General features: G+C 65.7%; 11 protein-coding genes. 2 read left to right on the top strand and 9 right to left on the bottom strand.

Going from position 1 to position 11,577, the window contains the following annotated elements; translation table 11 throughout:
* Window positions 1-239: 239 nt before the first annotated feature.
* Window positions 240-623 (top strand): ArsR/SmtB family transcription factor, encoded by a 384-nt coding sequence (locus HMUK_RS12085; RefSeq protein ID WP_015763454.1) that lies wholly within the window; start codon window positions 240-242, stop codon window positions 621-623.
* Between the two features lies 1 nt (window position 624).
* Window positions 625-1,581 (top strand): permease, encoded by a 957-nt coding sequence (locus HMUK_RS12080; protein WP_015763453.1) that lies wholly within the window; start codon window positions 625-627, stop codon window positions 1,579-1,581.
* 40 nt (window positions 1,582-1,621) lie between these two features.
* Here the strand turns inward: HMUK_RS12080 and HMUK_RS12075 are convergent, their stop codons facing one another.
* The 9 genes from HMUK_RS12075 to HMUK_RS12035 all read right to left on the bottom strand — a co-directional run bounded on the left by HMUK_RS12075 (window position 1,622) and on the right by HMUK_RS12035 (window position 11,534).
* On the bottom strand, window positions 1,622-3,496 hold the full coding sequence (locus HMUK_RS12075; RefSeq protein ID WP_015763452.1) for a molybdopterin biosynthesis protein: 1,875 nt from the start codon (window positions 3,494-3,496) through the stop codon (window positions 1,622-1,624).
* A complete protein-coding gene (locus tag HMUK_RS12070; protein WP_015763451.1) occupies window positions 3,493-4,707 on the bottom strand; it encodes a molybdopterin molybdotransferase MoeA in 1,215 nt (404 codons plus the stop codon). Before HMUK_RS12070 ends, HMUK_RS12075 begins: the two co-directional genes overlap by 4 nt.
* Window positions 4,708-4,849: 142 nt before the next feature.
* Window positions 4,850-5,857 carry a GTP 3',8-cyclase MoaA gene (gene moaA, locus HMUK_RS12065; RefSeq protein ID WP_015763450.1) on the bottom strand — a complete coding sequence of 336 codons (1,008 nt, stop codon included), beginning with the start codon at window positions 5,855-5,857 and terminating at the stop codon, window positions 4,850-4,852.
* Window positions 5,858-6,105: 248 nt separating this feature from the next.
* Window positions 6,106-6,750 carry an alpha/beta hydrolase gene (locus HMUK_RS12060; RefSeq protein WP_015763449.1) on the bottom strand — a complete coding sequence of 215 codons (645 nt, stop codon included), beginning with the start codon at window positions 6,748-6,750 and terminating at the stop codon, window positions 6,106-6,108.
* 133 nt (window positions 6,751-6,883) lie between these two features.
* On the bottom strand, window positions 6,884-7,780 hold the full coding sequence (locus HMUK_RS12055; protein ID WP_015763448.1) for a hypothetical protein: 897 nt from the start codon (window positions 7,778-7,780) through the stop codon (window positions 6,884-6,886).
* A 109-nt stretch (window positions 7,781-7,889) separates the two neighbouring features.
* Window positions 7,890-9,080: a hypothetical protein gene (locus tag HMUK_RS12050; protein ID WP_015763447.1), complete on the bottom strand. Its 1,191-nt coding sequence runs from the start codon at window positions 9,078-9,080 to the stop codon at window positions 7,890-7,892.
* Window positions 9,081-9,152: 72 nt separating this feature from the next.
* Window positions 9,153-9,986, bottom strand: a complete 834-nt coding sequence (locus tag HMUK_RS12045) for an MBL fold metallo-hydrolase (RefSeq protein WP_015763446.1) — start codon at window positions 9,984-9,986, stop codon at window positions 9,153-9,155.
* Between the two features lie 52 nt (window positions 9,987-10,038).
* Window positions 10,039-10,710, bottom strand: a complete 672-nt coding sequence (locus HMUK_RS12040) for an archaellin/type IV pilin N-terminal domain-containing protein (RefSeq protein WP_015763445.1) — start codon at window positions 10,708-10,710, stop codon at window positions 10,039-10,041.
* A 425-nt stretch (window positions 10,711-11,135) separates the two neighbouring features.
* Window positions 11,136-11,534 (bottom strand): YlbF family regulator, encoded by a 399-nt coding sequence (locus HMUK_RS12035; protein WP_015763444.1) that lies wholly within the window; start codon window positions 11,532-11,534, stop codon window positions 11,136-11,138.
* Window positions 11,535-11,577: the final 43 nt, after the last annotated feature.

The raw sequence follows: 11,577 nt of genomic DNA, 5'->3' as shown, positions 1-11,577 counted from the left end.
TCCTCTTCTCGGCAAGGAGACCAAGATCCGAGCCACCACAATTTTCATATAGATCGGGAAACTACGATATGACGAAGATGGCAAAAAGTATCCTCGACCGACTCTGGAATCGTCTCGTGAGTCGCTATGGGCAGAAAGAAGGGTCCTGTTGTAGGGCAGATATCGAAGAAACACAATCCACCTCGTCAGGACGTGAATCAGAGGGTTGCTGCGAGTAATTCAAACCGAGAAATACAAATATGTCTGATGCAGATCCATCACACGACGAGGCCTACAGCGCACTTGAACGGTTGTACGACGACCCGGAGGAACGGATCGCCGCCTTACGGGATATTCGGACATCCGAACAAGATGTCACCGATCAGGAGGCAGTGTTCAAGGCCCTCGGGAATGAGGATCGCCTCCGCGTTCTCAGCGCACTCCGGGAATCAGAGTGCTGTGGATGTGAGTTGCAGATCGTGCTCGACGCCCCCCAATCCACCGTCGCTACCCACCTCCGGAAGCTGAGAGAGGCCGGGCTGGTCAAATCCCGCAAGAAGGGCAAGTGGAGCTACTACCGCATCGCCGACACCGCGGTCTTCGACCTGCTCGACCTCGCCCAGGCCATTGAGGGAGACGATTGAGATGCTCTCACCGAGCCTCAGCAACGCGCTCCTGGACTCGTGGAACTACTTTCTCCACCTCGCGTTCCTCCTCGTCCCGTTGTTCATCGGGGCGTCGTTCCTCGTCGGATTAGCACAGGAGTATCTCCCACCGGAGAAAGTCGAGCGGAAACTCCGCGGCCACGATGAAGGTACCGGTAACGTCGCTGCCGCCGGACTGGGCGCGGTGACGCCGTTCTGCTCGTGCTCGACCGTCCCTGTCTTGGCCGGATTGCTTCGGGCGGGTGCGCCGCTCGGACTGGCCTTCTCGTTCCTCCTCGCTTCGCCACTCGTCAACGAAATCGCCGTACTGTTGCTAATCGGGCTGTTCGGAATCGAAGTAACCGTCTGGTACGTCCTCATAACGTTTCTCGCAGCCGTTCTCGGCGGAATCGTTATCGGTCGGCTGGGCTTGGCCGACCACGTCAAGGAAGTCCACATTACGGATAGTACAGGTCAGACCGTTGCGGACGGCGGAACAGTCGACTGCTGTGCCGGCGGAGCGGCGAATACGGAGCAAACGCACCGGCAGCATTTCGAATCGGCCGCGCGTGAAGCGTGGTCGTTCTTCGTCGATACCCTTCCGTATCTTGTCCTCGGGATGGTTCTCGGAGCATTAATTCACGGCGTCGTCCCCGTCGAGATAGTTCGAACCGTGCTCGGTCCGGAGAACCCACTCTCCGTGCCACTGGCCGCACTCGTCGGGGCTCCAGTCTACGTCAGCCTCAGTGGAATGCTCCCCATTGCGGCCTCCCTCAGCGAACAGGGAATCGCCGTTGGAACCGTGCTCGCGTTCGTCATCGGTGGAGCCGGTGTGAGTATCCCGAACCTGATTCTCCTGAACAAGCTGTTCAAGCGCCGACTATTGCTCGTCTACGCTGGAACCGTCGTCACAATCGGTGTTGTCGTAGGTGTCGTGTTCAACTCCCTCATCGTGTAATTGAGACCGCCGGAGAGCAGAGAGCGATCGGCTGTCGTCGTCAGTCGAACCCGGGGAACTCCGAGAGGTCGACCTCGTCGATCGCACCGGCGAGTCGCTCGACTGCGGGCTTGTCCCGACGATCGGCCGTTGTGAGTACGCGGACCCGCTGTCGGCCCAGCGAGACGAAACCGAGTCCGAGCGCCGTCGCAGTCGCCCGGAGTCCGAGGCCGGCGTCGGCGTCGCCGTCCGAGACTGCGCGGGCCGGGCTCTCGCCGCCGGTAGTCGTCAGGTCGTACCCCGAGATGTCGTCTGTCAGCTCGCTCCGGGCGATGTCGCGTTCGTCCGCGAGGGCGTCGAGATGGGCGTCGAAGCTAGTACGGAGCCCGAATCCGGTCGCGAGATTGACCATCGATCCGTCGTCGTCGACCAGCGACGGGACGCCCTCGATTCCATCGGGATTGCCCGCGGGGACGACCAGCCCCCACTCGCGAGTCCAGCCGCCCAACTCGACGGCGTCCGAGGACGCTCCGGTCGGGCCAGCGGCAACCACCACGTCGGGGATCCCATCACGCAGTCGCCGCAGTGCCTCACGGGTCCCGACCGGGAGAAAGCGTGGCTCGTCCAGGCCGTCGAGGAGCTGGGAAGCCACGGGATCGGAGTCGCCGGCACACAGCACCGACGGAGGCCGAACGTCGGGCGAGAACAGCTCCACCGTGACGGACTCGCCCGCGTCGAGGAAGGCCGTGTCGGCGGGCACGGTCACGGTCCCGTCGGCGTCGACGAGACTCGTCGTCGCGCCGCTGCCCTTGTCGACCGGGTAGACGAGCAGATCGCCGTCGCCGTTCTCGACGAGGCCGGCAGCCAGCAGCCGGCGGCGACCCTCCTCACAGCGTTCCCGGACGGCCATCTCACCGGTGACGGTCGCGGTGGCCGGCTCCGGGAGACCCGCCGCGTCGCGGATCTGCGGTGCGACGAACGTCCGGAAGATCGTCAGCGCAGAGACCGGATACCCCGGCAGGCCCACGTAGGCCGCGTCGCCGAGTTCACCGATCAACATCGGCTTTCCGGGCTTGATCGCGGTCCCGTGCAGGAGGAGCGTCCCCTGGGATTCGACGACGCTGTATATCACGTCGACGGCGCTGGCACTCGTCGATCCCGACGAGAGGACGAGATCACACTCCGTCGCGGCCCGCCGGAGCAGTCGCTCCATGGCCTCGTAATCGTCGCCGACGTGGGGGTACAACTCCGGCGCTCCGCCGGCCTCCGCGACGGCCGTCGCGATCGTGTAGCTGTTCACGTCGTAGATCTCTCCGGCCTGGCTCTGGAGGGGCTCGCCCGGGCGGACGAGTTCGTCGCCCGTCGAGAGGATGCCGACCGTCGGCTTCGCTCGGACCGGCACCTCGTCGACGCCGAGCGCGGAGAGCAGTCCGATCTCGCTGGGAGTGAGCCGCGTTCCGGGGCCCAGCGCCCTGGTCCCGGCAGCGATGTCGGCCCCCGAGAGCATGACGTTCTGGCCGGGAGTGACTGCGGTTCTGATCTCGACGCCGTCGTCGGTCGCCGTCGTCCGCTCGACGATCACGACCGCGTCGGCACCGTCGGGCATCACCGCGCCAGTCGAGACCTCGACCGCCGTTCCGGGGTCGACTGACACCGCCGGCCGCTCACCGGCGTGGACCGCGCCGGCCAGCGACAGGGTCACCGGGCTCGCCTCGTCGGCGTCGAAGGTGTCCTCGGCCCGGAGCGCGTACCCGTCCATGCTCGCCCGATCGAACCCCGGTACGTCCAGTGTCGCGTCGATGCGCTCGTCGAGGACGCGCCCGCGGGCCCCGTCGAGGGGGACCGTCTCGGCACCGGGATCGATGTCGAGGCCGTCGGCGACCTCGTGTGCGCGCTCGGGCGTCGCGAGATCACGGAACTCCTTGCGGTCGCTCACGGCGACCACTCCCAGTCCTCGACGGCGACGGTCCGACCGGCGTCGTACCCCTCGCTGTCTTCTGGAACGACGACCCAGCCGTCGGCCAGCGCGACGCTGGAGAGGACGCCGGCACCGCTGGCTCTGGTGGGTGTCGCCGTCCGCTCGTCGCCGTCACGATCCAGTCGAACGCGGACGAACGAGCGCGTCCCGACCTCGCTCGCGACCTTTCGCTCCAGACGGGCCTCCGTCACCGGTGGCTCGCGCTCGGGGAGGTGTGCGAGCTTCTTGAGGGCCGGCCGGAGCAGCTGGACGGCGTTGACGATCGTCGCCACCGGATAGCCCGGTAACACGAGGATCGGCGTCTCCTCGACGCGGCCGAACGCGACCGGGTGGCCGGGCTTGAGTGCGACGCCGTGGACCGAGACCGTCCCGAGATCGTCGACGACCGCCGGCAAGAGATCCCGCTCGCCGACCGAGGAGCCGCCGGTCGTCACGATCAGGTCGTGGTCGAGATCTCGTTCGATGGCCGACCGAAGCGCGGCCTCGTCGTCGGTGACCACGTCACGGTAGGTCGGTTCCCCTCCCCACCGCCGGACGTACTGAGCGACGGTCTGGCCGTTCGTCTCGACGACTTCGCCGGGTTCGGGATCGGACTGGACGAGTTCCTCGCCCGTCGGGACGACGCTGAACCGTGGGCGATCGAACACCGCCACGGTCTCGACTCCGAGTGCCTTCAACAGTCCCAGATCGGAGGGACGGAGCTGGTGGCCGGGATCGAACAGGTGCTGTCCGTCCGAGACGTCGTCACCGACCGGCGCGACGTTCTGGCCGCTGGCGACGGCGTCGAACACCTCGATCGTCGCGTCGTCGGCCTCGACCTGCTCGACCTGTACGACCGCGTCGGCACCCTCCGGCAGTTCGCTCCCAGTGTGGACGCGGCACGCGGCGTTCGGGCCGACCGACTCCGATCGCTCCAGTCGGACCGGCGATCGTCGGGTCGCTCCGAACGTGTCCTCGGCCCGAACGGCGAAGCCGTCCATCGCCGCGCGCGGATAGTGTGGCACCGGTCGCCGGGCTGTGTGTTCGCTCGCGAGTGCCCGTCCGTCGGCGTCCGTGATCGGCACCGCCTCCGTTCGAGACACCGGCGACAGCGAGTCGAGCAACCGCTCGCGGGCCGGCCCGAGCCGCGTCTGCTCTCTGAATCCGACGCCTCGAGGGTCGTCTGTCATACTCGAACACAGGCCGCCGGAGGGCAAAAAGCCACGACTTCGCGAGGCCGCGACGGGGCACGTGATACCGTCGGCTGTCCCGTCGTGAATCGATTCGCCTCCCAGGGCGGCGAAAGCGGGGAGATTCCGACGACCGCCCGTATCAGTCCTCGGTGTAGGCGTAGGGGGCGCGGTCGCCCTCCCCGTCGCGGTACCGCTCGTCGCGTTCCCAGCCGTCCTCGGTCTCGACCATGTACTCGCCGTAGTAGGGGACGCGGCTGGCCACGGTCGCCCGGAACGCATCGCGCATGCGAGACTTCGTCTCGCCGATCGACCGGAGGTCGTCGTTGCGGTTCAGACAGCCCTTCAGGTAGCCGTCGTGGGTGAGTCGCACCCGGTGGCAGTTCGCACAGAACGTCTCGTTGCCCACCGGGTCGACGATCTCGACCATCCCCTCGCGGTCGCCGTCGTCGCTCGCGACGAAGTACCGCCGCCGGTCGTGCATCTGGCGGTGCTCGATCCGGTCGGCCCGTTCGGACAGCCAGTCGTGGACGCGATCGATGTCGATCGCCCACTCCGGATGGCCGGCCAACTCGGGCATGTACTCGATGAGCTGGAGGCGAAGCCCCTCGTTCTCGACGACGTGATCGACCATCTCCGGAACGTACCCCGCCGTCGGCTCGAACACCACCATGTTGATCTTCACCGGGGCGAGTCCGGCGTCGACCGCCGCCTCGACGCCCTCCAGCACGCGGTCGTACGCGCCACTCTGGGTGAGTTCGGCGAACGCCTCCCGGTCGAGTGCGTCCTGGGAGATGTTGACTCGTTCGAGTCCGGCGTCGACGAGTTCGGACGCTCGCCCGGGAAGGTAGGTCCCGTTCGTCGTCAGGGACACCGCCATCTCGTCGGGCGTCCGCTCGACGATCTCGGCGAGGTCCTCTCTGAGCAGCGGTTCCCCGCCGGTGAACTTCACCGAGTCGACGCCGAGGTCCGCGGCCACTTCGAGGAAGTCGACGACCCGGTCCGTCGAGAGCTCGTCGTCCTGGGCCGCCAGTGGGCCGCGCGTGTCTCCCAGCCCCTCGTTGTGGCAGTAGACGCAGTCGAAGTTACACCGATCGGTCAGCGAGACGCGGACGCCCGAGACCTCGCGACCGAACTCGTCTGACAGCATTCGAGTTGAGACAAGGCGTTCGAGACGGATAAGTGACGTTGGTCACCGGTGCGGGATCGTTCCCGCCCGGTGAGAATCTCACCGGCGGTGTCGTACCGCCGGCTGTCCCACTGTGATCGATTTCGCCACACCGGGTGGCGAATCGCTTCACGACGGGACAGTCGACAGTATCATACGGACTCTCGTAGGTGCTCACCGGCAATCGTCGCCACGAGGTGATCACCGGGAAACTGCTACGAGAATCCGTATCAGTCCGAACCCGTCAGCGTCGACAGCAGATCGACGACGTACTCGACCTCGTCGTCGACGATCGTGTGGCCCATGCCCTCGTAGAGTCGCGTCTCGACGGTGGCTCCGAGGCGCTCGAACACGTCCGCAGACTCGGTGACGCGAGTCTCCGGAATGTGCGGATCGGAGTCGCTACAGCCGAAGAAGGCCGGCATCCCGTCGAGTTCCCCGTCGTGGTCGAACGCCATCCCGAGCGGTCCGATGAGTCCGCCGCTGAAGGCGGCGAGTCCACCGTACGCGCGGGGGTTCCGGGCGACGTACTCGCTGGCGAGACAGGCACCCTGAGAGAACCCCATCAGGACGATCTGTTCGTGGTCGAGGCCCGCTGCGAGGGCTCTTTCGATCGTGTCCGCGACGACGCCGAGTGCGGCGGTGAGGTGTGGCTCGTTGCTCTCGATCGGGTCGACGAAACGGTTGGGGTACCAGCTCCCGCGCTGTGCCTGCGGTGCGAGATACGCGACGCCGTCGACGGCGATCTCGTCTGCGAGCTGGAGAAATCCCTCGGCTCTGGCTCCGCGGCCGTGGATCATCACGACGGCGACGCTGGCGTCGTCCAGCGGCGTGCCCGCGGTGTGGACCGGCTGGTCGGCGTGTGGCTCACTCATCTGTCGGCCCCGGCTGTCCGTGTCGGCGTGGTTCTGTGTCGTGACATGGTGGTGCCGTCGCGGTGACGGATACGGCGACGTAGGTCGCCGAGGGTCAAAGGTCTGTGCTGACACCGATGTCACCGCGGGACCGCTACTGGAGCGCCAGGACGGACTCGTCGGGCGCAGCGAACAGCTCCGTGACCCGATCGACGCCGTCGCCGACCTCCGAGCGGTTCTCCAGCAGGACAGTCTCGCTGGGGAACAGCTGCTCTCCCAGTTCGAGCCCGTGGTCGCGGGCGGTCGAACCGGTCACGGTGAGGTAGACGCCCAGCCCGGCCTCGGCGATGGCGGCCTCCTCTTCCCGTCCGTTCTCGGGGTAGACGAACTCGATGTCTCGCAGGGCGTCCGTGCCGATGACGGCCTCGACCAGCCGCTCGTAGCGCGGCGAGATACAGAGATCGCCCTCGTAGGCCGAGAGAAACTCGCGGGAGAGATCGTGTGGGAGCGACTTGCGCACCGCTGGCGTTCCGAGCAGCGTGTGATACACCGTATCACCCATCCCGGTGACGACGCGAACGTCCGTGTCGACCGGATCGATCCGCTCGTTGATGGCCGCGATCTCGGTCAGGGGATCGTCCCGCAGCTGCACGACCTCTTCGAGGACGAGGTCGGCACTGTCGAAGCCCAGCGCGAACTCGTGTTTGCGCAGCGACCGAAACGGCTCCTCTCGACCGACCAGACGCAGGTCGATCCCGTCGACCGGGACCGTCAGGCTGTCGAAGACGACGCGTCGGGGCATCCCCTCGCGGTCGTCTCGCAAGAGCGTGTACTCGGGTCTGGTCGGGTCGTCGAGGTCGCTGTACGCCGCGAGACGATCGTACACCGGCGCGTCGGGTGTGGCGTCGTCCTTCGTGATGGCCTTCTCGTAGCGCAGCGTCGAGATCACGTCGTCGGCGATCTCGGTGAACGCTGCCGTCGTCGCCAGCCGTTCGAGCACGGCCTCCAGCGGGCGACCCTTGCGTGGAACGGCCACGCTGATCGTCGTCATTACGATGGCACAGACGATGGGGGAGTAAAACGAGTCCGGTTTCACACGGGCGAGTGTCTCCGTGTCGACATATCTCTGCCCCGGAGTGGGCGGGACGCGACCGGTCGCGTCAGTCGCCGCCACCGATGACCGACGAGAGCTGTTCGCGCCACTCTTTGAGCTCGGCAATCTCCTCGTCGATCTCTTCGATCTGGCTCTCGACGCCCGCATCGGCCATCTCCTCGCGGATCTCTTCGAGGTCGTCCTGGACGCCGTCGAGGGTCGACTCCAGCTCCGATACGTCGTCTGTCACGTCGTCGACACTCTCGTCGATCTGCTCGACTCCGTCGGCGAGTCCGTCGATCTGAGCGCCGTTCTCGGCGGCCGTCGACTTGACCGATGCCAGTTCGGACTCGAACTCCTCGACTTCGGAGCGGAACTGCTCGACCTCGGACTCGAACTCGTCGATGAGCTGTTCGCCGGTGCCGTTCTCGTCGAGGAACTCTTCGAGTGCGTCGGTGTACGCGACGACGTCGGAGACGTCTTTCTGGAGCTTGTCGAGCCGGGCCGTCACGGAGCCGTCGTCGCTCGCGAGGTCGAAGGCCTTCCGGAGGATCTGGACGTCCTCTTTCCGGACCTCGTTGTTCCGGAGTTCGTTCGCCATCGCGGCGACGAGACTCCCGCCCTCGACTTCGACGCTGCTCGCAGTCCCGTTGTTCGCCGCCTGCTGGGCCGATCCGTCCTCGGACGCCTCCTCGGCGTCGCCGTCCGTCTCCTCGGGAGTGCGTTCGGCGGCACGGCGCTGCTGGCCCTCGTTGTTCGGATCCTTCAGGTCGAGGGTCTCGATGTCCTCGTCGTCGGACTCTTCGAGCCCCGGAACGCTGTCGGCGTCGCCGCTGATCACGTCTTTGACAGCGTCGGATCCTTCGCCGACGAGTTCGCCCCCGTCGTCTTCCAGCGGCGGGTCGATGCGGTCGATCTGTGGTTCGGTGAGGAACTGCTCGACGTTGTCGGTGCCGGTCGCGCGGATTCCGTACACCGTCGTGTACTCCGATTCGGGTTCGAGTTCACGCTCGAAGGCGATCTCGTCGTCGTCGATCGTCCAGAACTCGCTCCCGTACTCCGGGTGAAAGCCCAGATCCTCGACTGCCACGTCCTCCGGAACCACGTCGGTCAGCCGCACGCTCACCGGTTCGGTCCGGCTGGACGCGAACTTGAACGCGATGGCAGGCACCGGGAACTCGTCGGCCTCGTACCGTTTGGTGACGGTCACCCCATCAGAGACCACGGTAATCTCCTCGTACGCCTGAGAGTCACTCATGTCTCGAATAGCGTCGAGCGAGAATATTAAAGATACGTATTGCCTGCCTTATTACTTCTTTGAACTGTCAGTTCACTCCAGGTCGATCCGATCGCCGATCTCGACGATGTCGAGGATCGCCGGTGCGGGGAAGCTGTTGACGTGGTTGTGCAGCACCGTCGGCTCCGTCGTCATGCCCTTCCACATGTCCCAGTGGGTCGGGACGAGCGTCTCGAGCTGGAGTTCGTTCGCGGCTTCGACGATCATGTTCTCGTCGTTGTACCACTTCGTGCGTTCGGGTTCGCGGGTCTCCTTGTCGGGGATCATCCCGACGGTACCGAACGCGAGGACGCCCACGTCGATGTCGTAGGACTCGCCGACGGACTCGAACGCGCCGGGCCGTGCGTCGCCGCCGTGGAAGAACGTCCCCGCGTCGTGTTCGAAGACGTACGAGACGGGGTGGTCGGCGTCGGGATCGTTGGCGGGTTCGACGTGGACGGTGAGATCACCGACCTCGAAGGTGTCCCCTTCGCCGATCTCGCGGAGCTGTTCGTCGTCGACGTCCCACGTCTCGGTCCAGTTTTCGGCCGAGACCACGTCGTGGCTCGCGTCGGTGCCGTAGAACGTGGCTCCCGTACCGGCGAGGATCGGTGCCTGGCTCGGCCCGTGCGTGTGATCCGTGTGTTCGTGGGTCGCGAGGACCGCGTCCGCCTCGCGCACGTCGTCGGGATCGAACGGGACGGGGATCATCCGGACCGTCCGTGGCGGATCGCCGATACCCAGATACGGGTCGACGTAGACGACCGAGCCGCCGCTGGACTTGAGTACGAAGCCGTTACAGCCGAGGTACCAGATCGCGAGTCCGTCGGGATCCGCGTCTTCGACCGCGCGAACGAGCCAGTCGCCCCAGTCGGAGTCGACAGTCATGGTTGAACGTGTCGCGAGCGGCCGCTAAGTCCTTGCGAAAGCGGGCGACGGCCTAGAGCGAGACGGCGGACTTGCCCGAGAGAGACTCGGGCACGACGACCGTGGCGGTCGTCTCGCCGCCGGCCTGGGTGGTCAGCCTGATCTCGGCGGACGATCCCTCGGTGAGGTCCCCGCTGACGAGCTTCCCGTTCAGGTCGTCTTCCTCTTCGCTGGTGGGAACCGAGTCGGTCTGGAATCTGATGATCGCCCGGTCGGCCTGGTCGTTGAGGGCGTTGCTGTTCGAGATCGAGCCGTCGTCGTCCTGCAGCGTCGACGTGATGAACCCGGCGTCACCACTTGATCCGCCCGATCCCTCGGCCGCCGTGTAGCTGAGGACGTTGTAGCTGCCGCCCGACGAGACCCACTGGGCGGTCGTCGTCGACAGGTCCACGTTGCCCGAGCCCGGCGCTCGCTTGACGGTCACGTCGACCGTCGTCACCTCGAAGCCCTCGCCGTCTTTCACGATGTCAGACCCGGCGATGTCGACGACCTGGAGGCGGTTGGTCACCTGTTGGCTGCTCTGTTGGCCGCTCTGTTCTGCGTTCGTCTGGAGAAAGCCCGCGGTGTTGATCAGTACGCCCGCCGCGATCGCCGCGACGAGGACCATCGCGATGAACACGATCAGCGTCCCGATCCCGACCTGACCGCGGTCACCCGCTCGGTCGCGTTGCCAACTCTGTTGCATTTGAATAGTACTCGCTCCGCTTGTCTACCGGTGGCCACTACTCGGTAATAAGACTACGCGCCGAATTATCAGGTTCTGTATTCGGGAACTGTGGCGGTTTCCAGACGCCTCAAGCCCACCTGTGGCCCGGGGAGTGGCTGTTCGCGACGCCCCCGACGAACGCCAGTAGCAGCGACCTTCGCGCCCCATTTCAGACTCTGATAGCACGAATGGCGGCAGACTTCGGACGACGACACCGGGACCAGCCGACGATACTGGCGGCCCGCCGACGCGCTACTCGCCGGCCGTCGGTCGCCGTCGTCACTCCGCGAAGAAAGCAGCGACACGATCGCGAGCCGCGGCGTCATACGGATTATTGTAGCGATTTACCGGTGATCGTCTACTCCGTGGCGACGATCACCGGTAAGCAACTACAAGAAACCGTATCAGTCCTCGCAGCAGCCGCCGGCCTTCTCGCCGAAGTCGACGACGAGCTGCTCGGAGACGACTTCGTTGAGTTCCTGCAGACGCAGTTCGAGTTCGCTCTGCACTTCGAGGTACTCGCTCATCACCGGCAGGTCGTGGAGCTCTTCCTGTGCGGCCTGGAGCTCTCTGAGCGCTTCCTGGTCGGCCTGTCCGGTCTGGCGTGCGAGCATGAACTCCTCGCGAATGGACTCGAACTCCTCGATCTTCTCCTGGGCCTGTTCGTCGTTCTCGACGGCCGTTTTGGCTTCGGCGAAGCGCTGGTACACCGGTAGCTGTGTGATCGCGTCGCCGAACTCGGCGGCGATCTCTTCGACGTGGCTGTCGACGGCCGAATCGGAGGTCTCGGACTCGATGCTCATCTCTCCGTCCTTGGTGCTGGCCGCCTAAAGAGTTGCCGAACCG

Source organism: Halomicrobium mukohataei DSM 12286 (assembly GCF_000023965.1).
Classification (GTDB): domain Archaea; phylum Halobacteriota; class Halobacteria; order Halobacteriales; family Haloarculaceae; genus Halomicrobium; species Halomicrobium mukohataei.
The sequence above is the reverse complement of the archived record's forward strand: the minus strand, read 5'-3'. Positions and strand labels throughout refer to the sequence as shown.